19 protein-coding genes and 1 tRNA gene are annotated in these 22,841 nt (G+C 53.1%); 12 read left to right on the plus strand and 8 right to left on the minus strand.

The features are described from left to right. The first annotated feature begins 16 nt into the window (after positions 1-16). Positions 17-544, plus strand: a complete 528-nt coding sequence (locus K1718_RS14990; RefSeq protein ID WP_265681841.1) for an invasion associated locus B family protein — start codon at positions 17-19, stop codon at positions 542-544. Positions 545-586: 42 nt separating this feature from the next. Here the strand turns inward: K1718_RS14990 and ctlX are convergent, their stop codons facing one another. After that, positions 587-1,525 (minus strand): citrulline utilization hydrolase CtlX, encoded by a 939-nt coding sequence (gene ctlX / locus K1718_RS14995; protein ID WP_265681839.1) that lies wholly within the window; start codon positions 1,523-1,525, stop codon positions 587-589. Positions 1,526-1,652: 127 nt separating this feature from the next. Here ctlX and K1718_RS15000 point away from each other — a divergent pair, with 127 nt between their 5' ends. Next, on the plus strand, positions 1,653-2,078 hold the full coding sequence (locus K1718_RS15000) for an Lrp/AsnC family transcriptional regulator (RefSeq protein ID WP_265681836.1): 426 nt from the start codon (positions 1,653-1,655) through the stop codon (positions 2,076-2,078). A 391-nt stretch (positions 2,079-2,469) separates the two neighbouring features. Continuing rightward, positions 2,470-2,916, plus strand: coding sequence for a hypothetical protein (locus tag K1718_RS15005; protein ID WP_265681834.1), 447 nt, complete (start codon positions 2,470-2,472; stop codon positions 2,914-2,916). Between the two features lie 466 nt (positions 2,917-3,382). Here the strand turns inward: K1718_RS15005 and K1718_RS15010 are convergent, their stop codons facing one another. The 7 genes from K1718_RS15010 to K1718_RS15040 all read right to left on the minus strand — a co-directional run bounded on the left by K1718_RS15010 (position 3,383) and on the right by K1718_RS15040 (position 9,957). Next, on the minus strand, positions 3,383-3,931 hold the full coding sequence (locus tag K1718_RS15010; RefSeq protein ID WP_265681831.1) for a regulatory protein RecX: 549 nt from the start codon (positions 3,929-3,931) through the stop codon (positions 3,383-3,385). Continuing rightward, positions 3,921-4,757, minus strand: a complete 837-nt coding sequence (locus K1718_RS15015) for an MBL fold metallo-hydrolase (protein WP_265681829.1) — start codon at positions 4,755-4,757, stop codon at positions 3,921-3,923. Before K1718_RS15015 ends, K1718_RS15010 begins: the two co-directional genes overlap by 11 nt. Beyond that, on the minus strand, positions 4,754-5,560 hold the full coding sequence (locus tag K1718_RS15020; RefSeq protein WP_265681827.1) for a TatD family hydrolase: 807 nt from the start codon (positions 5,558-5,560) through the stop codon (positions 4,754-4,756). The genes K1718_RS15015 and K1718_RS15020 overlap by 4 nt, the downstream gene beginning before the upstream one ends. A 132-nt stretch (positions 5,561-5,692) precedes the next feature. Further along, positions 5,693-6,778, minus strand: a complete 1,086-nt coding sequence (locus K1718_RS15025; RefSeq protein ID WP_265681826.1) for a DNA polymerase III subunit delta' — start codon at positions 6,776-6,778, stop codon at positions 5,693-5,695. Next, entirely contained in the window at positions 6,778-7,464 is a 687-nt protein-coding gene (tmk, locus tag K1718_RS15030) for a dTMP kinase (RefSeq protein WP_265681825.1), read from the minus strand. Before tmk ends, K1718_RS15025 begins: the two co-directional genes overlap by 1 nt. A 93-nt stretch (positions 7,465-7,557) precedes the next feature. Then, the gene (locus K1718_RS15035; protein ID WP_265681823.1) at positions 7,558-8,712 is read right to left on the minus strand and encodes a D-alanyl-D-alanine carboxypeptidase family protein; all 1,155 of its coding nucleotides are present in this window, start codon (positions 8,710-8,712) and stop codon (positions 7,558-7,560) included. Positions 8,713-8,838: 126 nt separating this feature from the next. After that, a complete protein-coding gene (locus tag K1718_RS15040) occupies positions 8,839-9,957 on the minus strand; it encodes a septal ring lytic transglycosylase RlpA family protein (RefSeq protein WP_209006571.1) in 1,119 nt (372 codons plus the stop codon). 756 nt (positions 9,958-10,713) lie between these two features. Between K1718_RS15040 and K1718_RS15045 the strand changes: the two genes are divergently transcribed. The 9 genes from K1718_RS15045 to K1718_RS15085 all read left to right on the plus strand — a co-directional run bounded on the left by K1718_RS15045 (position 10,714) and on the right by K1718_RS15085 (position 22,807). Continuing rightward, positions 10,714-10,803 (plus strand) — tRNA-Ser (locus K1718_RS15045). Between the two features lie 281 nt (positions 10,804-11,084). Further along, a complete protein-coding gene (locus tag K1718_RS15050; protein ID WP_265681820.1) occupies positions 11,085-12,980 on the plus strand; it encodes a DUF4114 domain-containing protein in 1,896 nt (631 codons plus the stop codon). A gap of 274 nt (positions 12,981-13,254) precedes the next feature. Further along, positions 13,255-14,844: a PilZ domain-containing protein gene (locus K1718_RS15055; protein WP_265681818.1), complete on the plus strand. Its 1,590-nt coding sequence runs from the start codon at positions 13,255-13,257 to the stop codon at positions 14,842-14,844. Then, the gene (locus K1718_RS15060) at positions 14,844-16,454 is read left to right on the plus strand and encodes a glycosyltransferase (protein WP_265681817.1); all 1,611 of its coding nucleotides are present in this window, start codon (positions 14,844-14,846) and stop codon (positions 16,452-16,454) included. Before K1718_RS15055 ends, K1718_RS15060 begins: the two co-directional genes overlap by 1 nt. A gap of 165 nt (positions 16,455-16,619) precedes the next feature. Next, positions 16,620-17,888 carry a hypothetical protein gene (locus K1718_RS15065; protein ID WP_265681816.1) on the plus strand — a complete coding sequence of 423 codons (1,269 nt, stop codon included), beginning with the start codon at positions 16,620-16,622 and terminating at the stop codon, positions 17,886-17,888. After that, positions 17,881-18,096, plus strand: a complete 216-nt coding sequence (locus tag K1718_RS15070; protein ID WP_152501702.1) for a hypothetical protein — start codon at positions 17,881-17,883, stop codon at positions 18,094-18,096. The genes K1718_RS15065 and K1718_RS15070 overlap by 8 nt, the downstream gene beginning before the upstream one ends. After that, positions 18,093-19,319: an SEL1-like repeat protein gene (locus K1718_RS15075; protein WP_265681813.1), complete on the plus strand. Its 1,227-nt coding sequence runs from the start codon at positions 18,093-18,095 to the stop codon at positions 19,317-19,319. Before K1718_RS15070 ends, K1718_RS15075 begins: the two co-directional genes overlap by 4 nt. A gap of 3 nt (positions 19,320-19,322) precedes the next feature. Next, a complete protein-coding gene (locus K1718_RS15080; RefSeq protein ID WP_265681811.1) occupies positions 19,323-20,831 on the plus strand; it encodes an MBOAT family O-acyltransferase in 1,509 nt (502 codons plus the stop codon). Between the two features lie 11 nt (positions 20,832-20,842). After that, positions 20,843-22,807, plus strand: coding sequence for a hypothetical protein (locus tag K1718_RS15085; protein ID WP_265681809.1), 1,965 nt, complete (start codon positions 20,843-20,845; stop codon positions 22,805-22,807). Positions 22,808-22,841: the final 34 nt, after the last annotated feature.

Genomic DNA, 22,841 nt, shown 5'->3' on the forward strand with positions numbered 1-22,841 from the left:
GAAAAGGAGTTCAACCATGAACCAGCTTAGCCACCGGTCAGCGTGGGCTCTCCTGCCATCAAGTTTGATTGCTGCGACAATTGCTTGTGTGCCACCTGCTTTGGCACAATCGAAAGCCAACGCAGTGGTTGGAAAAAACGGTTCAGACTGGATTGTGAATTGTGGCAATCAAAGCGGGCAGGCGTCTGAATTTTGTACCATGTCTCAGACTGTTCTTGAAACTCAATCGCGAAAACGGCTTGTCAGCGCTACAATTGTGAAAGATAGCGAGGCTTGGGCCATGGGGTTGTTGCTGCCTCATGGTCTCGACTTGACCTCAGGTGTAGCAGTCTCGATTGATGACGGCACTACAACTCGATACCCGTTCAAGACAGCCGACAAACACGGCGCATACGTGCGGGTTGCGCTGCCATCCAAAATGATTGCAGACATGAAGTCGGGGCAGGTGATGCGGATCGGGGTTGTCAGTGCAGGGAACCAAAGCGCGAAAATGGAACTTTCATTGACCGGCTTCTCCGGGTCTCTGGAACTCATGGACCGTTAAACGCTGCAATCAGGCATAAGAGAACCGAGTTAGATCAGGTGTTCAAATCGCTTGCGGTCTTTCACTCAAATGAATGCCTGCAATCATGCAGCGGACGGAACCGCCTGCAAGCTCTATGGTTGGAATGTTGAGCGGCAACAGCGAGACATGAGCTTCAAGAAGTGCTTTCTGGCGTGAGTTCAGCGAGGCCAGGGCTCGCTGAGACAACGCCAACACAGGGCCGTCTGAACCGGACAATTCAATAGCATTTCCTGCAAAATCGGCGATTTGCTGTTGCGAGAGTTCAATGACATCGCGGTGTCCGGCGTGAATACGGTCCAGAACCTCTTGTCTCCGTACTCTATCTTGGATGCAATCAACGCCTATCATAGCGAACCCGGTTCCAATGCACATCAGAACGTTGGTGTGATAGATCGGCGCTCCTGACAAATCGAATGCGTCAAATACCATGGGCTCGTAGTCGAAATGCGCACAAAAGCGCTCCAGCAAGACTTCGCTGGTTCGTCTGGAACGGGCCGCATAGGCGACACGTTCAAGATGATCGATGACCATGGCTCCCGTGCCTTCCAAAAAAAGGCTGTCTTGTTCCAGACCGGAATAGTCTCTGATGTCCTGAACCCGAAATCTCTGTTTCAGCAGTTCCAACACGTCGTGCCGGCGTTCTGAGCGTCTGTTGGGTGAGTACATCGGATAGACTGCAATATGGCCGCCCGAGTGCGTGGAAAACCAGTTGTTCGGAAAGACTGAGTCCGGTGTCGTAGTGCCTTCGTCCTCAAAAAGATGGACCTTGATACCGGCATCTGACAACGCGCTGACTGCTTGAGTGACTTCACTATACGCTCGCGAGGCGATCTGTTCTGCTGTGTGGCCGGCAACCTGTCCTTGAAACGTATTGTCTTTGGCTGTCTGGGTGTTTGGTGTGAAGTGATGAGGTCTGATCATCACCACCGATTGTGGTGCTTGTATCGATTTGTTGTGCATCTTGCTCTCCGGCGACTTCGGGTGCCGGCACAAAGATATGCCTTCGTATTTGCAAAAGTTATAGCCAAACCATACATTATGTCTGGTATCTTTGAGCAAATTGCTATCAATCAACGAGCAAAATGCAATGCATGTTTTTGACAAACTCGATCGCCAATTGATTGCGATCTTGAGAGAGGATGGTCGTGCACCCGTTGCCAAGCTTGCCGTGATCCTCAATGTCTCCAGGGCGACGGTGCAAAACCGGCTCGAGAGGCTGTTGGACAGCGGTGCCGTTCTGGGCTTCACCATTCGCGCAAGAGAAGACCACGGCCCGGATGGCGTGCATGCAATCATGATGATCGAAGTTTCCGGCAAATCGACAACCAGCGTCATTCGAAAGTTGCGCGGTCTTCCGGAACTGCGACAACTTCATTCGACCAACGGCAAGTGGGATCTCGTCGCCCAATTGACCGCCGTCAATCTCACGGACTTTGACCGAGTGCTCAGGGATGTCAGAGGCGTTGACGGGATCACGAACAGCGAAACATCGATTTTGCTGAGTTCCGTGTGAGGTACGTCTGGCGACTATCTTGAAATTGAGCGAGGCATAAAGGGCGCAAGTAGGGGGGGGTACGACCTGAGCAAACTCCTTATTTGTCGAGATCGCTTGTTTGGTAGAGAGGTTCTTAAACACTCACTCGGGTCGAGTTTAGTTCTCCTTTAAACGCACACGTTGTCCAGTTTGAAAGGATTGAGAAGTGCCGCATTTGTGAGTGACCACCAAAAACAATGATCACTTTTCTCTTCAAGTTAAGTCGAAGCGCTGGACGGAACAAGAAAGGCATTGACACAAATACCAATAAGATATCCATTTACCTCACCTAGAAGTTGCAATGTCTTGGCAGGGCATCTTGGTCACAATTCAGAACACTTCAGGCTGCTACAGTTTCTGTGAGGCGGACATGAAAAAAGTCTTTTGTTTATTGCCATTTCTTGCACTCGGTGGGTGCGTAACAGACGATACTTCAGCTTCATCCCGGCCAAGCAAGGACGAGTTGATTTGTATCGATTCAGGCTTTGTCCCGGGGACAATTGAGTTTTCACAATGCCTGGCAACGGCAAAAATTGCTCGCAAGACTGCAGAAGACCTGGAGAAGGAGCGCAAAAAGGAACAGGAGAAACGCGACACTATCAGTGCAAGTCTGGCCAACGAAATTTGTGTCGAGTTCGCCAGGAAAAGAATGCCGTATCCGGTCATCAGAAATCAGACCGTGCATAACATCAGTGGCGGATACAGACAAACGATCCGAGTAAGCTTTGAACTGGACGAACCGGGGACCTCATATTCATCCAGAAGCGCGCAATGCATCATACGTGGTCGAGAGGTCGTCGATTTCAAGATTACCTAAAGACTGTCATCAGGGTTTTCAGACAGGTTGCAGATCGACCTAAGCGATGTTCTGACTCACTGTGATGGCATCGTACGTGTGACGACTACATATGATGCGCCGAACTCCGGGAGTGACTTTGGATCGGGATATGTTTGAAGGCGTAAGATATGCCGTTTGACATGTTCATGAGATAGGCGCGGTCGAAACGTTGAATTCATCGCCATTGACCAGAGGCAGAGCTTCAATTTGCTTTTTCGTCTCGCTCACTCATCAAAACTTATCTGATGTCGCATCTACCAGCTCAAGCGTCAAAGCGGGAAGTGCCGCATTCTTGAATGGACAAACCCGTGACACCGCAGAGGAGCATCCACACATCAAATTCGCATAATCAATATTATGGAATATTTTTACTTAGGCAGGAATGACCCTGAAACCAAAGGCTTACCGTTGTCAGCGACCACTCAGTCTCAACACCGCGTAGCGTTCAGTCAGAAAAACCGCTCTGGTCGTGTTCGATCTCTTGATGTGCGTCAATGACCTGTCGTGCGACTTCAAAAGCAAATCCGGCTCGGCACAATGCAGCAAGATCCTTATCCCGGCGCTGATCACGGTCCGCGGCTTTGCGAAACGGACCAAGACGTCGCCGGCGTGCAAATGCGATCGCTGCCTGAAGCTCAGCTTCATCATCACTTTCAAGCACGTTCTGAAGTATGTCGCGGTCAACGCCCTTGGCGATCAGTTGCGCTTCAATCTTGCGTTTGGATCCTCCACGCCGACGTAAGCTGGCTGCCTTTGTCTCAGCGTAATGAAGATCATTGATCAGGCCGGTCTCGACACACAATGAGACAACGCGGTCAATCATTGGCTCGTAGTCTTGCGGCTCCAACTCAAGGCTGCGACAGGCTTTTGAGACCTTGCGTTGCAGAACCCTGCGAAGATTGGCTGCAGATGATGCATAACGCTCCAGGTAATGAAGCGCCGAACGCTTCAATCGTTCTTCGGTCGGTTTCTTGTAGCGCGCTTTAGCCTGCATAGTCCGACAAGGCAAACTCGTCGTGGGCATCGTCCAGAACCAGCTGCAGTCCATCATAGGCCGGTTCTATGCCAGCCGGCAGTTCATCGCACAAAGTTCTGTAGTCCAAGTCATTGTGAAGATTGGTGAAAACAGCTTTTTTGGGAGCCAACCTCTTTGTCCATTCAAGTGAGACCTGAAGGCAGAAATGGCTAGGGTGTGGTCGTCGTCGCAAGCAATCGAGAACCAGAATGTTCAGATCTTTCAGTGCTTTCTCGCTCTTTTCCGGAATATCGGAAACGTCCGGAACGTAAGCAAGGCCGGAGGTTTTGAACCCCAGTGCATTGATTTCACCATGAACGACTTCAATCGGTTCGAAGCTTATTGTTCCCCCAGCGCCGGAGACTTCGATAGGCTTCCCGATTTGAATTGGTTGATGCTCAAGGATAGGCGGGTAATTGGAGCCCTTGGGTGTTTCGAAGCAATATGAAAACGCAGAATGAACTCTTCCATAGGTTTCCAAGTCCATGTAAACGTTAGTTTTTTTGCCGCTCTTGACCCAGAAGCCGCGCAAATCGTCAATTCCGTGTACGTGATCGGCATGAGCATGGGTGTATAGGACCGCATCGACGTTCTGCACATTAGCTGCCAATAGCTGGTGCCTCAGGTCTGGTCCAGTATCAATCAACACGGTTGTGCACTTGTTGTCCACACGCTTTTCCACAAGGATTGCACAGCGCAGACGTCGATTCCTCGGCTCACCTGGGTCACAATCGCCCCAGTCGTTGCCGATGCGTGGCACGCCGCCAGATGACCCGCATCCCAAAATGGTCGCGGTTACCGTCATTGGGCGGCTACCTGGGTGAGCTTTGCAGGATTTGGCACCTTCTTGAACAAACGAAAGAAGTTTTCAGTCGTTTGGCGCGCAATTTCAGCTTCGGAAACACCCCGTGTTTCGGCCAAAACGGCTGCGGTCATAGCGGTATAGGCCGGCTCGTTGCGCTTTCCGCGCCTGGGCTGCGGTGCCAAATAAGGCGCGTCGGTTTCTACAAGCAAACGGTTTGCAGGCAGGTCGCGCGCGATATCGCGCAACTCTTCTGAGCGTTTAAATGTCAAAATACCGGAGAAGGAAACGTAAAGCCCGAGTTCAATACCCGTGAGGGCAAGGTCGCGCCCGGACGAAAAGCAGTGAAGAAGAGCTGGAAATGGCCCCTTCCCCATCTCTTCACGCAAGATGGCGGCCATGTCTTCATCAGCGTCTCTTGCGTGAATGACCAAGGGCAACCCTGTTTGCCGAGAGGCTTCGATATGGACGCGCAGCCCTTCGGCCTGGGCCTCTCTTGGCGCCTTGTCATAGAAGTAGTCGAGACCTGCTTCGCCGATCGCGACCACCTTAGGGTGGGCAGCAAGGCGCACAATTTCGTCAACCGGTATACCGCGCTCTGTGCCTGCGTTGTGCGGATGCGTCCCGACGGAGCAGTAGACATTGTCGAACTCCTCGGCAATGGCGCGCACCTGATCAAATTTCCGCACATGGGTACAGATTGTGACCATCAATTCGACACCAGCGGCCTTTGCTCGCGCGATCAGTTCGGAACGTTCGCCGTCAAAGTCGGGAAAGTCGAGATGGCAATGGCTGTCAACAAGCATGAAATTTCCAAGATGGTTGTATTAGAGGTCGCAACACAGTGATTCAGCAGGCCTTGATACAGGGAAACAGACAAGATCCCAAGAGGCAGATTTGGCAATGGTCACGGACAACGACAGGTGTCAGAAAAGACATTACGTAAAGGGCTTGCCTTGGCTGGATGCTGCTCTGAGGGAGAGAAAGAAGTCCAGCACAACTTGTTTTCGGTCGAGATTGAGCGCATCTGCATCTCGGATTGCCTGGTTTGTTTTTTCGCTGAGCTCAACAAATCCATATGCGTTCCGAACACTGGAACTGACATCCCGGCGCATGCATTCATGAAGCCAGGCCTGGGCCATGTGCTGGAAGCTCTCCCAGTTATCTGCCTGGCCACGTGCTGCAACAACGTCAGCCAAAGCGTGAACGGCGGCGAGATCAACCTGTGCACCCTGGTTGGCAAGTTTCTTCATGCCCTTGGCAATCGCAAGACCATCGCCGGACAAAAGCGTAATTGCCGACCGCAGGCTTCCATCCGCAGCCTCAGCAAGCTCTGCCAGGTCATTACCTGATGGAACAAGATCAGGCGCAAGGTCTGCCAAACCGCTTCCGATTTCTTCTGGCGACAGTGTTGCAAGATCCAGCCGGCGGCAACGCGAACGGATGGTTGGCAACAAACGCCCCGGCGCATGACTGAGTACCAGAAACAGGCACCGCGCGGGTGGCTCTTCCAGTATTTTCAGCAGTGCGTTGGCGGAACTTATGTTCATGTCATCGGCGGCGTCGACAATACAAATGCGCCATGCCTTTGCAGAGGCGGTGGTTCCGAAGAATGAAACGGTTCTCCGGACCTCATCGACGGGCAGGTCGGATTTGAACCGTTTTCCTTTTTCATCCCAGGGCCTGCGCAAATGCAGAATGTTCGGGTGGCCGCCTGCTGACAATTGTCTGGAAACAGGATTATCCTCTGACACAGACAGGTCTTTTGCAGCTGTCACCGAAGGCCCGAAACGGTCCGGGTTTGCGATGACGAAACGGGCAAACCGAAATGCCAGCGTGGCCTTGCCGATCCCCTTTGGCCCGCCGAGGATCCAGGCATGGTGCAACCGTTCGGACCTGTAGGCCTCAAGCAACGCTGCTTCAGTCCTGGAGTGCCCGATGAGTCGATCTCTTTCATGGGGCAATGGATACCCGGAGATCGCATCAACTTCCGGTATCTCGACCGGTTCGTTTCTACGAGCCATCAGGAGGCTGCCTCTGCCTTGTCGGTAAAGGTTTCTGTGCGCTCGAGTTCTTGTTGAAAAGCATTTAGCACTGCGTTTCGGATGGAAGATTCCACCTGGTCAGTATCTTGCTGACCGTCAATGACAGCAAATCGGTAATCTTCTTCCTTTGCCAGTGCCAGAAAAAGCTGCCGTCTGCGTTCGTGGACCGTGAGGGCTTCGCCCTCGAACCGGTCAGGTCCGCCACTGGCGTCTGTCTCAGAGCGTTGAACAACCCTTTTGAGCCCGACGTCAGCAGGAACATCGATCAGGATCGTCAATTCCGGATAAACGCCTGCAACAGCGGCGGTTTCCAACAATTTGAGATAGTCGGGATCAACACCGGCTTCACCCTGATAGACTCGCGTTGAATCGGCGTACCGGTCACACAGTACCCAGGTTCCCTGTTCCAAGGCAGGCCGTATGGTCGTATCGACGTGGTCTGCGCGGGCGGCCGCAAAAAGCATGGCTTCCCCCCTTGGGCCGAGTTCTCTGGCTTCGCCGGAAAGCAGCAGCGCCCGGATTTTTTCTGCGCCCGGAGACCCTCCAGGTTCACGGGTCACGACAACCTTTATTCCGCAGCTTTCCAGAAAGGTCTTCAAGCGGGCAATCTGAGTTGACTTCCCTGCCCCCTCACCGCCTTCGAATGTAATAAAGTGTCCCGCCACCTTGGCTCTGGCTCCGCAGACTGTGTCGATCTTTAAAGTTCTTCGGTGGTCTTTTAACAGCTAATCTAAAGTGTGTGGACTGGTCCTGAAAATTTATCCAATCCAGCCGAACAGCAGCTCCTGCAATCCGTCAATTGCACGCGAGAAAAGCGTCCCTTCGGCAACAGACTGCCCGGTCACGACAGGAGCGCGATATACAATACCGTCTTTGCCGATAACCCTGATTTCGCCTGCTTTGGTGCCTTCCTCCACGGGTGCTTGCAAAGGACCTTCGTAGACGACACGAATGCGATATTCGAGTGTTTCACCATTTGGCAAAAGCACATCGATATTTCTGGTAGAAACGAGCGGAACAGTGCTTTCCACGCCGCCATGGACACGGCCGTCGGCAATCGTTTCACCAGCGGTAAACACGGTTTTGACGATGAAATAGTCCCAGGCGCCTTCAAGGACTTCTTTCAATGTCTGAAGCCTGTGCTTGTCAGAAGTGAGACCTGCGACGGACGCAATCACGCGTCGGCCGTTTCTATCCACCGACCCAAGACCGGAGAAGCCGTCATTGGGATCGTTGCCGCCACCCAATCCGTCGAGATTGCGAATTTCGCCCAGCAGTGGGTTCTTGTTGCGTTGAAAGATCTTGTTCCATGTGAATTCCGGTATCGCAAACATGGGGTAAAGATCGTCGTGTTCCTCAACGAGGTATTCTCCCAGCCGGGCTTGATCGCGTACCGTGGTCTGGCTCGGAACTTCAGGATAACCGGTGGGATTGGCAAACTTGCTGTTTGTCATTCCGATCGTTTGAGCCAGATCGGTCATTCGTTTTGAAAAAGCATCTTCGGAACCATCCAGGCACTCGGCCAGGATAATCGCCGAATCGTTGCCATTGTGGACCAAAAGACCTTTCAAAAGGTCTTCTACCGAGATTTCCGATTTGATTGCCGCGAACATGGTTGCGCCCCGTCCGGAGGGAGCCCCCCCGCTGCGCCATGCATGTTCACTGACCTTGCACAATTGATCCAGTTTGAGCTCGTCGTCTTTCAGAGCTTTGAAGACTGTCGCCGCGGTCATGACCTTGACCAGCGCACCAGGCGCAAAGGGTTTGTCCGGCTCTTTTGCAAAAAGGATTGTTCCGGACCCGGGCTCAAACAAAAATGCCATCGGCGCTTTGGTGACGATGGTTTCGGCAGCATTTGCGATACTCGGAAAACCAGTCAGGCTTCCAAGCGACGCAAGCACGAGCGCACGCATGGGCAAGCGTATCAACTTTGGAAAATGGGTCTTGCAGAACCTAAGCCACATGAGTCCGCTTGCTCTTTATGTGCAAAACGGTCTCGAGCGGAAACCGGCTGGCGATGGACCAGCCGTGTGTCCGTGCTAGTTTCCGTTTCGGGAATTGGCTGCCAGTTGCCGCATGGACAGGCCTTGACCTGACACATGCGTCAGTGCTGCGTGCGCATCCGAAATCCGCTTGTTTGCAGCAAATGAGGAGATTGCGCTGCCGCCAACCAGGCCAGTCGGCTGTGCCGGTGCGGGTACTCGCAAAACACCGAGTGTACCTGTTGCCGGTGCACCCGATGGTGAATAGGCGGATTCAACTGGCTTGAAGCTGTTGTTGGACGCAACCTTGATTGTCTGATTGCCGGATTCAAACGCAATCGCAGGATCAAAGGCAACGGCAACGCGTTGCGCCGAAAGCGTGCGTGACGCAGTGACTGATGTCGGTGCGAGATAAGGTCTTGGCCCCGGTGCAGGAACTCGTCCGTTGAAAACGACCGGCGGTGTCGCCTGAGGTTCGGCAAGTGCAAGCAATGTGCCTGGGCGCGTTGCACCCGGCTGTACAGCTCCTGGTCCTTGATAGCTTGCCATCAGGTATTCTTCATCCTGACCGTGAAGTGGTGCGCGGCCAACATATTCGACCTTCACCTTGCCAACGCCGGACGTTTTGGTGTCGAGCATGGTTGCAACACGTTCAGAAAGGTCAATCACGCGGTTTCCGTGGAAGGGTCCACGGTCGTTGACACGAACAATCATTGATCGTCCGTTGGCGACGTTCGTCACGCGGGCATAAGATGGAAGCGGCATTGTTGTGTGAGCGGCCGTAAGCGCATTCCGGTCGAAGATTTCACCATTGGCCGTCTTGCGGCCGTGGAAGGTCGGGCCATACCATGAGGCAAGTCCGGTTTTCCGATAGTTGGGGTCTTCTTTCGGGTAGTACCATTTTCCGGCAATCTTGTATTTCTTGCCGACGACATAGCGTCCACCGCCCTTCGGTACGGGCTTGCCTTGTGCAACCATACGCGGGCTGGCTTTTACGCCATATTTTTTAGGACTGAATTTTGCTTTTTGTTCGGTCGGGGCAGAACTGCAGGCGGCCAAAGCCGACACGGCTGCCAGGGTTACCAACCCGGCGCACACCTGAGACCAGATCGATCTGGCTGGACGTTCATCCTTTTCAGGTACCCCTAAAGACGATCCCGCGGTTTTGCAGGTCATTTCGCCTATCCCTTGCATACTGCCGTCCTACTCACTGACGCGCCGGCGGCCCCGCAGCTCACGCGCTTAACCCGGCGCTTATCAGCTGTGCCGGTTTTAAAGCATTTTGATTGATCTCACCGATCAGTCACCGTGAAGACACACTGCCCCCGCTGCACGTTCCACGAATGCCCTGTTAAACCTCAAACGTGTTACTTCAAAGTAAACCTTCAGTCGAGGGAGTTTTGGCCATGAAAACAGCCTTTGCACCGCCGAAATTGTCCGGAGGGTTGCAAGGCCTTTCCGGTCTTTTTGTAACATATTGTAATATATAGGAAAAATCGTGATTTTTCTGATGGTTAAGTGTGTTGCGTCATAAACACAGTAACGGAAAAAACGTCAAACACTCAGTTTGTGATGTGCGTCACATCCACCCCTGTCAAATCCGCCTAGGTTGAGCTCATTGCTGATGACCGCCCTGTCACAGCAATGCTGGACCCCACCTCCAGCTTCGGCCGCCGGTTCAAAACCCTGCCCACGACACCGGACCGGCGGCCCCTATCTTGGTTATGTTCCGGTGCCGCTCGCACGTCCTGCCCCTACCCCTGAAAGCGACGGGACCGGAACATGCCAAGGATCTCCAATCTCTTTCGCAGTCCTTCCACACGAATTTCAGCCTTCAGCAAACGCAAGCTGAAACACGGCCTTGACTTTCCGTTCAATTCCGACGAAACGGGGTTAGCAATCGCACATCCTGTATGGATCGCAGTTGCAAATGGTGAGGTGGCCGAGTGGTTTAAGGCAGCGGTCTTGAAAACCGCCGTGCGTGAGAGCGTACCGTGGGTTCGAATCCCACCCTCACCGCCATTCTTCTTACAGATGTCGAATTGAGCACCTGTCCCTTCCGGTCGGGTATGAAAGGCAATCAAACTGCTGACGAGTGATCGTCTGGTTTGTGCATCGTCTTTTTCCAAATTGAAAATTGAACTTTCCAATTCGCGAATCTGGTCAACAAGGTTAAAATTCACGGTCTCTATCTATCTGTTTTTGCTTGTTAAAATAGAAATTCTTGTTTTCGTCCGGTTGGCCCGGTGCCTGCAACTCCTTTGGTGACCATCGCTTCGGCGAGTCAGACAAAGGAGAGAAAAATGGCAAGTTTGCCCGCAACGCGTCCCATGATCGGGACCAATGAAAACGATGTGCTGAACGGAACCAGGCATTCGGACGTGATGTCCGGACGTTTTGGCGACGATCTCATGACCGGCCAAGGTGGCAATGACGAGATTTGGGGCGGTACCGGTGACGATACGCTCTACGGCAACAACGGCAACGACATCCTCTATGGATCCGGCGGCCCGAACCTGGTTCAGGTCACCAGTATGGAAATCACCGGTGATTATCCGGTGTCAGTTGTGTTCGAAGGCGAAACCGCCGGCTACCGGAACACATTCGGCTATTACAAGGTGGCCGAAGACGGAACCATTTATGATGTCGAGTTCGTCTGGCCAAACGCGTCCTTGCAAGGCAGCGGCGGCAACCTGATCCAGGGACAATCCCGGGAATATCTGAATGTGCAAGCGGGCGATAAAATTGCCTTCTTCATCGTTTCAAACGGATATGGCCGCAACAACGGTTACAATGGTCTCGATCTGGAAAACGGGTCATTGCATTTTCTGAATGCCGATGGCTCGCCGGCAACGCTGAACAGCAACAGTCCGCGGCTCTATCACCTTGACCAAAACGGCACTCAGACCCTTATCAAATATGATCCCTACCATACTGCCGCCCATGGTGACACAGTTGGGCTCAATCCGGACAACATCCTGCACACAACGGGTGTTTTAAAGACTGACGAAGGCACGATCACACTTGGCTTTGAAGATCTCTTCAATGGTGGCGACCGTGACTTCGATGACAGTGTCTTTACGGTAGATATCGGTTTGGCCAACGCCTTGCTGCTCAACGCGCATTATCAGCAGGAAACCGGCGGGACAGACCCTGAAGGCAATGGCGGTGACCAGCCGGTCGTAATTGAACGGTCAGACAATGACGTTCTGCACGGCGGGTCTGGAGCGGACGAACTTCATGGCCGCTCTGGCGATGATCAGCTCTATGGCAACAACGGTCATGATTCCCTGCACGGAGGTAGCGGTAACGATTCTCTTGACGGCGGTTCCGGCAATGACAGCCTTTACGGGAACTCCGGCGATGATGTCCTCTACGGAGGCCAGCATGACGATGACCTCAACGGCAACAACGGAGACGACACGCTCTATGGCGAAACCGGAAACGACAATCTGAATGGCGGTACCGGAAATGACAGTCTTGATGGCGGGACCGGCGACGACAGCCTGATTGGCGGATCCGGTGATGACGTGCTCATCGGTGGCTATGGTGAAGACACACTGAAAGGCGGTGCCGGAAACGATGAACTGCGAGGCGGGCATCAGGACGACAAGCTTTACGGCGGTCATGATGACGACGTCTTTTACGGTGATGCCGGCAATGACTACATCCATGGTGGTCGCGGCAATGATACAGTCGACTATTCCGACTTTGACGTCGATCTGTCGATCCTGCTGCACAACAAGCGAGCCCATGGACAGGAGATCGGAACCGACAGCCTGAACTTCATCGACAATATTGTTTCAGGTGGCGGCAACGACATTCTGAAAGGAACGTCTGGTGTCAACACGATTGATGCTGGTGCAGGCAACGACCAGATCCGATCGCTCAGAGGCAGTGACACGCTGACAGGCGGTGACGGTGCAGACACGTTCGTGTTCCGGACTTATGACCTTGTCGGGGTTGACGTGATCACGGACTTTGCGATCGGTCTCGACTTTCTGGATTTCAGCCACCTCGCCGGTCAGGATGATGACCAGACCTTCCTGGCACGTCTACAGTCCACCAGCACGGATGGCGACACGACCCTCTCGGTGGATCTGCAGGACAACGGGACCTATCAGGACATTTGCACATTGAACAATATCGACAATCAGTCGGTCACGTCACTGTTCGATAGCAATTGCTTCATCTTTTAAAATGATTGAACCGGATCGCATTTTGGCAAATGCGATCCGGTCTCCTTTCCTTTCAGAAGGCCTGTTCATTTGCAAAATTGAAAAACCAAACCCGATCCTCCGGCCGAAACATATTTCTGTTTTGCAAAGCCAGTAAGATCACAAAATTCCGAAAAACCATTAAAATAACTAAAAAACAGATATTTAGATCTGATTTCTAATACATAAGATTAATTCTTTCCTCTGTTCAGTCACTTGGCATCCTCTTTGCGTTCTATCGGTCATCGGAAAACCAATGGGAACTGTTCAGTTGGAGATTATTCACGAAAGACCCAGCCAACGGCTGCACTACCGGGTGACGGCGCCGATGCGCGTGACACTTGGCGAGCAGACCGTTGATGCTGTTGATTGGGGTCTTGGTGGATGCCGGATCTCTGGTCTTTCGGGGGACCAGCCCGATATCGGTTCCCAGCATACTCTCTTCTGTACGTTGCCGTTTCAAGGCTTCAACATAACTCTGAAAGCCGAAGCAGAAGTCGTGCGCCGACACGACGACACAAATCAGCTGGCCTTTCGATTTACAGATCTGGGTGACCGAGAAACTGCTCTGATGCAGCATTTTGTCGAAGACCTGGTTCGCGGCAAGATGACCGATGTTGCCGATACAATCGTGCGGATCGATACGCCGGTAACACCTGTTCCTGTCAAGCCAGACCCAAATCCGGCAACTGATATTCCCGTTCGACGCTGGCCGGTCAGGCAGATTGTCATGTCCTGCTTTTACCTTGTGCTCGGCGCCGTGGTTTTCGGTTATGTCGGCGTATATGCGTTTGCAACCCTATTTCGCCTTGAAATCCAGTCAGCTGTTATAAGCGCACAACGTATGGAGATTTCTGCTCCATTCAATGGACGTCTCCTGGAATTGAACCATCGTCAAGGGACACATGCCGTTGCCGGTGCTCTGATTGCCGTAATGGCGGATACGGGACACAACGCCAACTTACAGCGGGTCAGGTCCGATCTCGCCAAGACCCGTGCAGAACTTGCTGAAACGACCGTCATGCTCGAAGAAGAAGAGCGCCGCTCAAAGGGATACGAGCTTGTGGCCAGGAACAACGTACGCCAGGCGGAATCTCAACTGTCCGGATTGGCGCTCGCAAGGGACAACGCGTTGCTCAAGTTGGAACGTGTCCGGGGATTGGCCGCCAAAGGTCTTGTGCGCGCAGATGATGTCGAGGCAGCGGAACTGGAAGTCAGATCGGTCGTTTCCGACCTTGAGCGCAAGAAGATACACATTGAGGAACTCAAGGAGCTGATTGATGGCGGCGCTAGTGTTCGTCTGTTTACCGGAAACAGTTTTGCCGGGCGCACAGCTGAATTGAAAGCGAAGGTCGCGCGATTGACGGCACTTCAGGATCATTATGCGCATCTTGAAACGGAGCTGGCTGGAAAAGACACCGATCAAAAAATCTTGGCTCCTTTCAATGGGCGTGTTGTCGAGACACTGGTTGCGTCCGGGAACATTCTCAAACAAGGCGAGCCGTTGCTGGTATTGGAAGAAACCGGTGCGGAAACCGTCACAGCATTTCTGACACAGGAAGAAGCGGCGCAGGTTCGCATCGGCAGCCCCGCCAATCTCTTCCTGCCAACCGAAAACAGATGGATTTCTGTGGAAGTCGCTGCGATCGACAGAACCGCAGGTTTCGTGGATGAGGTAACGGAAACGCATCGTTTCCGGGCTCCCGACGCTCGATCGGCAAAAGTGACCCTGGCCCCGGTCTCCGGCGCCCTACCCGCCAGCGGCACGCCGGCGACCGTCTATTTTCAACGGTATCGAAACAACCTGGTGTTTCGCACGGCGCAGCAGATTTTTGAGGCGATCTGATGGACAGCCGCGAGATCACGGGCCCTTATGATGTCGATGAAATTACACATCGCCCCAAAGGCTGGGCGAAGTGGACGCCCTTCGCGATTTTTCAGATCACGCTGTATTTCGGACTGTGTTTCATCGGTCTGACCACCTTTGAAAATGTCTTTTTCAGTCCGGCAACCCGGGAAATAACCTTCGTTATCGGCCTGCTCGGCATCTGGCGATACGGTTGGTGGTTCACACACGCGGTCAGGGCCTGGATCTATGGCCGTTTTGTCTATCCTTCCATGCGGGATGCCGGTCGAAAGGTCTGGGATGACGGGTGGCGGCCTCGGCACCTTCATTTCATGATGACGACCTACAAGGAACATCGCGATATCACCGAGAAGGTCATCAGATCGATTTGCCGGGAAATTCGCGACGCTGGTGTTCCAGGTACCATCTGGCTCGGGTCAGGAGATCGGTTCGATGAGGAACTGATCTCCGAGCTCTTGCAGAGGGAGTGGTCTGATCTTGATGTGACCCTTCACATCGTAAGACAGAACCAGCCTGGCAAGCGTCTTGCCATCGGTCTGGTCTTAAGAGCGATGAGCCGGGGAGATGTTGAGAAGGATGATCTGATCATCTTCATGGATGGAGATTTCATTCTCGCGAAAAATGCTGTTGGCGCCTGTCTGCCGCTGTTCAAGCTCTACCCAGATTTGCAAGCCTGTACGACAGACGAAGAAGTGCTTTGCATCGGGCCGAAGTGGATTGCCAATTGGCTGACCATGCGTTTTGCCCAAAGACGCCTGGCCATGCAGTCACACTCTTTGTCCGGCAGAGTCTTAACCTTGACCGGCCGCATGTCGGTTTTTCGTGCCAACCATCTTTTGAAACTCAAGTTCATCCGGCTTTTGGAAGCTGACCATCTAGAGCATTGGCTCTGGGGCAAATTCAGATTTCTGTCTGGCGATGACAAAAGCACCTGGTACTACATGCTGCAGTCAGGTTGCCGCATGCTCTATGTGCCGGATGCGATGGGATATACCGTTGAGGTCATTGAAGGTTCCGGCATGGACCGGATGGTGCAGAACTTCCGCCGTTGGTCTGGAAACATGCTGCGCAACGGTGCGCGCGCCCTCGCACTCGGTCCGCATAGGATGCCTTTTTTCATTTGGTGGTGCCTGCTCGACCAGAGGGTATCCATGTGGACCATGCTGGTCAGTCCCGTTCTGGCGATTTGTACCTCGGTTCTGTACGACCCCTACTATATTTTCGGCTATGTGGTCTTCATCTGCATCACGCGCATGCTCCTGTCGCTTTTCCTTTATGGCTACGCGCGCAAGGTGGATCTCAGCTATCCGTTCATTCTCTATTTCAACCAGCTCATCAATGCGTCCGTAAAGGTCTATTGCATATTCCGCCTGTCCAAGCAGCGCTGGTCCAATCGGGGCGACCAACGGGCCGGTGAAGGCGACGGGTTGGTCGCCAGACTGCAGAACCTGATGGCAAGCTATTTGACGTTGCTCTACGTCACCATGCTGTTTGTCGGTGTTTGTCTGATGGCCGGGCTCATCGAGCCGCCAAGCAGCGGCATGGTCACAAACCTGCTTGGCCTTTCATCAAGTCGGCCAATGTCCTGAAGTTTTCCAAAATGCAAATAGCCCTTTTCAATTCCGAAAGTGGATCAGGGCTGCAAAATGCAAACAAGACCATAACATACTGAATAATAATGATCTTTAGTTTCACTCGTAAGTGGCCCGAGTTTTGTTTCTGTAGTGGCAGCAAAAAAACTCGGAGGCCTTCAGATGAAACTGAGACCGATAGTCTACACCGCAGCATTGGCACTGACCGGCATCGTGGCCCTTGGTCCCGTTGTGTTCAATGCGGTTGTTGACGCCTATGATCACAACAGACTGTTCGATCTGGGGCTCGACAAGCGGGAAATCAGCGTCAAGGCGCACTATCCCCTTTACAAAATGATCGAATATCCGCGCATCAAGGCCTCAACGGTTGTCCTCGGCGACAGTCGCGCCCGTGCGCTGCAAGACCGCTATTGGCAAGAGCTGGGACGCAACGATGTCTACAATTTTGCCTATGGCGGTGCGACCGTCTACGAAATCTACGACACCTTCGACTATCTGCGTAAAAACGTTGACCTTGAGACCCTGATAGTCAGCCTACCGCTGCGCAGTATGGATGCGCGTTTCAAAGGCGGCATGAACCGTGTTCCAGAAGCGATTTCAATAGCGAATGATCCATTCGCCTACTACACGAACTGGTTTGTCGCCAAAACCGGCTGGACGCTTCTGAAAGACAGATATCCCTCTGTCTTCGCTTCATTGAACGACATTTCGCTTTGGCCCGTCCAACGTGCGAATGCTGCCGAGTTTGCCGGGCGTGACATGCTGAGTGTTGAAGCATTGCTGGATCCCGCGCTCTGTGACGAATGCGTTCTCACTACACCGAACGGAACGCTCGTTCTGCCGGCAATCCATCGCCATGGTGGTCTCGGGTTTGGGCACTGGGCGAGATACTGGCCGGAGATCACCATTGATCGTGACCTTCCTCAGCTTTTTGCCAAACAGGTTGGTACCAACGGAGCCGCTGATTGGAGGCGCTTCAAGCAATCGGACGATCTCTGGGACAAGGTTGAGGAAATCGCGCGTTGGAGTAACGAAAATGACGTCGAACTCATTTTTCTGATCCCTCCGACCATTTCCGAAATGCAGCGCAGGATTTCAGATTTCGGACTGTCGGCGGCGAACCATAAATTCCGGGAGCGGTTGTCTGAGCTGGCCATGGTCGTCGACCTTGATTTCGACGCTCCATTCACGCGAGAGCTGAACAATTTCACCGACGCTTATCACTTCGGTTCTGATCCTGCGCGCAAGATTGTCGGTGAACTGATTCTACTGACGGACAGTAACGATGACCAGCAAACCAAAGCGATCGCTCGCCGCAAGGGCCTGGCGTGTCCTGTTTCCGGCGATGACGTCAAAAACAGTCACAGCGAAGGAACCTTGACGCTACTGGAAGGCAATTCCTGCCGAATCTGGAGGCGGACCAATGGGTAAGAAGCTCAACCTTATGAGTGATCTGATGGTCGGTCTTGCCGGCTTCATGATCGGGGCAGCAACCGTTTCATTCCTCGCAACCGGTCAAGACGAAGACAACCTGGTGCCGGAAAAAGTCGAATGGCTTTTCGACAGATCGAATGCCTTGTCGTGCCAGTCCTGCACCGGAAACTTTGACCGTCTGTTTGATCCGGAGATGCAAAAATGAACAGGACCACCAAAAGACTGTCGATCTGGAAACTGATGCTGCTTGGTACAGTTTTCGGTGTCTCAGGCGCAATTGCCCTTTCAGGCGATATCGTACCGGAGACTGTCAGATCTGAACGCATCGATCCGACAATTGAAGAAATGATCAAACAGGCGCGTGGACTGCAGAAGGTTGGACGCTGGAACGCGGCAGCAGACCTGCTGACACAGCTAGCCAATGATGGGCACCCTGTTGCGCTCTATCATTTGGGCCGGGCTTACAAAAACGGTTGGGGCGTTGAAGCCGATCACGCTCAGGCTCGGCTGATCTTTATGGAAGCAGTTCGGTATTCCTTCAGCTTCAGGGGCGAAACCGCTTATGAACTGGGACGCCTGTTTCAACGTTCGTCTGGTGAGCGCTGTGCGGAAATCGCACTGCAGTGGTTCCACAAGGCGTTGGCCTGGGATTACCCAAAGGCGCATGTACAACTTGCCAAGCATTATGAGCGCGGCATTGGCACAGAGCGGAACCTGCCTGCAGCTTTTGATCACTACGAAAAAGCGGCCATTCACGGATATCCGTCCTCCACGATCAATTATGCCCGCATTTTGCTGACCGGTCGGTATGGCACTATTGCGGACCCGGATAGAGCTGCCTTTTGGGCAAGCAGAGCAATTGAGGGTCTGGAAAAGAAGGCCCGGGACGGATCTGCAAGTTCAGCCAAGACGCTTGGTCGCATTTTCCGTGACGGGGAATTTCTGCCTGCAGATCCTTCACTTGCGAAAGACTGGTTCCTGAGATCAGCCGATCTCGGGGATGCTGGCGCAATGCACGATTTGGGTTTGATGATCCTGACGGGCGACGCGGATGCAGACGACGTTCAGGACGCTCTCAAATGGTTGCGGCTAGCAGCAAAAGCAGAGCACGGCGGAGCCCTTACAGCACTCGGCAGGCTGCATTTGAAGGAAGTCCACGGTTTGTCCAGACAGGAAGCTGTCGACTTTTTCCAACGCGGAGTTGAAGTCGGCCATCCAGGGGCAATGGAAGAACTCGGCAGGCTTTACGCCATTGGGCAACTGGTTCCGCAAGACCGGACCAAAGCCATGGAACTTGCGGGCAAAGGCGCGGACCGAGGACACCAGGGCAGCGCCCGCCTCTTGAAGGAACTTCAAAAAACAAACGAGGCCAATCTTACGGTCATCGAGCGTTCTTTCCAACCAAACCAGAACAAGACGGAGGGCTAAGTCATGGTCTTCAGTTCATTGGAATTCATGTATCTGTTCATGCCACCGGTTCTTGTCGGCTACCTTTTGCTGAGGCATTGGGGTTGGGAGAACGGCATCATTTGGTGGCTAACCATCGCCTCACTTGTGTTTTACGCATGGTGGACACCCATATACCTGCCCCTTCTCTTGGGGTCGGTTGTCATCAATTACGGATTTCACCGCATCCTGAGGCAGATCCGCGACAAGTTCATTCTTGTTGCCGGCATTTGTTTCAATCTGGCGCTCATTGCAGTGTTCAAATATGCGGACTTCTTTATCGGCAATGCGAACCTGATGTCCGGTGCTGACATTCCGTTGTTGCATCTTGCGTTGCCACTCGCGATTTCGTTCTTCACCTTCCAGCAAATTTCCTTTCTGGTTGATACCTACAAGGGCGAAATCTCTGAATGCGATTTTCCGCGATACATGCTGTTTGTCGTCTTCTTTCCGCAGTTGATCGCCGGACCGATCGTCATGCAGAAGGAAACCATCCCGCAGTTCAGGCTGCCGGTTTTCCGCAACAAACTTGTGTTGAACCTCGCAGTTGGCGGAACTCTGTTCGCAATTGGACTGTTCAAGAAGATTGTTCTTGCTGACGGCATTGCACCTTACGCCAATGGTGTCTTCAACTTGGCAGAGACGACTGGCGGAGTACCCTTCGAAGCGGCCTGGATTGGAGCACTTGCCTATACATTCCAGCTCTATTTCGATTTTTCCGGATATTGCGACATGGCCTTGGGCCTTGCCAGAATGTTCGGGATTCGCCTTCCTGTAAATTTCAACTCCCCCTACAAAGCGACCAGCATCTCCGACTTCTGGCGTCGGTGGCACATTACGCTTTCCCATTTCCTGCGGGACTATCTCTATATCCCCTTGGGCGGAAACCGCTCAGGACCGTGGCGCCGTTACGGCAATTTGATGATCACAATGCTGCTTGGTGGACTGTGGCACGGTGCCAGTTGGACTTTCGTCTTCTGGGGCGGCCTGCATGGTGCCTACCTGGCGATCAATCATGGTTGGTCCGCGCTGTCGGAAAAGGGCTATGTTCCGAATGTCCTGCCTCGGTCGGTAGGCCTCTTTCTGTCCCGTGCACTCACCCTGCTGGCCGTCGTCGTTGCCTGGGTATTCTTCCGTGCCGAGAGCTTTGCAGGTGCTACGAATATTCTTCACGGTATGACCGGATTGTCGACGGTCTACGAACCGAAGTTATGGGAAGGCCTGGTGACAGGGACCGCACCGATTTGGGCCGGTTTGATCTGTCTAGCAGCGATTGTGTTTCTGCTCCCGAATTCCATTGAATTCACGGAAAAGTACAATCCTATTCTCGGTCTCAAGAAGTTTGCCGCTCAGCGGCGCAGCGAAGGGTTTCTTCCGGTTCGTTGGCAACCAAACGCCAGGTGGGCTGCCGCAGTCTCCATTCTGTTCGGTGTTGCCCTCATCCAGACCTATCGCCTGGCTGAAATGACCGAATTCATCTACTTCAACTTCTGACGGAGCATGGCATGCGAATTGTTTTAATGCTCCCGATGATCCTGGTGTTCTGTTGTCCCTCCTGGGCAGCAGAACTTCATCAGAAGCAGGCAATCGACCAACTGGTTCTCCCGGCGCAAGGGATAAGTGTTGACCTTAATTCTGGGGAGGTATCGAGAAAAGGCGCGACCGGCCAGTGTCTTGAGCAGGTTTCACAAGCAGGTCGTCACCAATTGGTTGTTCAGAAAATGCCTGGCGACGATGCGCCGTCAGTCACGCTGAACAAGACCCCCGTCTCATGGATCAAAGCCGTAACCGGCGAAGCAAGACTGGGCAGCCTCAGGCTTTCTAGAGACGGCTCTCTATTTGCACTTCGCAAATGGAAAACCGGTGACAAGCAAACAGAGTTGCTGCAGGACGGTCGGGTCGTCCTGACCTGGAAACGCGGCTTTATTGTCCGATTGCTACAGGTTCGGACAGGAGATGTGGCTGTCCTAGAAGAGCAAGGTGATCAGGCGGCAAAACTTTTCCGATATCGTCGAAATTCAAGCGGTGAAACCATGTCCGACCGGGAAGAGCTTGTCGACTTCAGAAGCTGCAAACCTGGTCGACTACGTCTCAAGGGCGACGATCTCTGGGCATGGCTAGACTGTGATGAAGATGCTCAAAAGGGTATCTACCGCATTTCGCTGAAAACGGGCGAAATCGGGTTGCCAGAAATGTCCAATCCTGATGCAGACTTTGTAACGCTGCCCAAGACGTTCGACCTGAGCAAAGGTGAAACCATCGCGGTCATAGATGGTTCACCTGCAGCGAAACACTTTCATTTTGCGCTGAATGGTCTCTTGCTTTCGCAAACAGGTGAAGTGAAGGCGTGTTCGTCTGATGCTGAAGGCATGCAAAGCTGGAACCAGAGTTATCGACTGAGAGCGTTGGCGACCCTTTATGCCAAGACCGGCGCTTCCGTGTTTTCCGGGATGGCTCGCAAGTCGATGCGCTTAAGCCTTGCTACAAACGATGGTGAGGCCGGACGCGCAGGCCCCGACAATCCTTCGTGTGGCTGGAGTTCAACGATTTATGGGACCAAGCCGGGTGAACGGCTCAGTCTCATGATCAATCAAGCCATGATTTCGAATGCTCTTTCGACCGGCTGTGACCTCCTTGGGCCCACCTGCCCTGAACATGTTGCTGAGCGGATAGCCGATATGTCGATGTGCCTGGTCCAACATTTCGAACCTCAATTTGACGCGAAGGCCGGGCTTTACCGTATCGACGCTGATGCCGGTTTCCGGTTTGCGGGATCCGTCGCGCCCTGGAACTGGCAAATTGCCTTCGCCGAGGTTCTGGACCGTAGCGACGATGGTTCCCTTCGTTGGCGCGCTCGCCAGATTGCAAGGCGATTCCTGAAATCCTGGAAGTTCAACTCGGATGGCGCGTTATGGCGCTATTGGCCTGACGCCTACTATCAGGAGAACGGTCTGAAAGAGGTGCAATTGAAAAAACAGCGGTTTGAAGACACGGGCCATGCCGGCATAAGTTTGCTGAGTCTTGGCCGTATTCCGAATCAAGACCTGATAGCCGACATTGGCTCCGTTGGGGCCCGACTCGACTATTTGTTATCATTCGGTACAGACACTCCACGCGACCTTGATGGCAAAGGTCCGCGATCTGGTCGATGGTTTCCATCCGGCGGTTGGGCAAATTTCGCGACCGATAAGTTCAAGGCGGCGCTGAGTGGCCCAGTGCCCGGGTGGCGTTCCGCCGACGCTCTCTACACCTATGCTGCGCTTTTCGATCCCGATAAGCCGTTTCAACTGACAATGGACATATTCGTTTGTGCCGACATCTGCCGGCGAGAAAGGCAATTCACCTATGAGAACTGGCAGTCTTATCTAACCGAAAATCCACTCTTTCAACTTCGACAGGCTGAGGCGCGAAACGATAGCGAAATTGCATCAGAGGAATTTTTCGAGAAATCGAATTTTTATAAACCATGAGCAGGCATGATAGCCAAGGCCCTTCCAAGGTTGC

The organism is Roseibium porphyridii, assembly GCF_026191725.2.
Taxonomy (GTDB): domain Bacteria; phylum Pseudomonadota; class Alphaproteobacteria; order Rhizobiales; family Stappiaceae; genus Roseibium; species Roseibium porphyridii.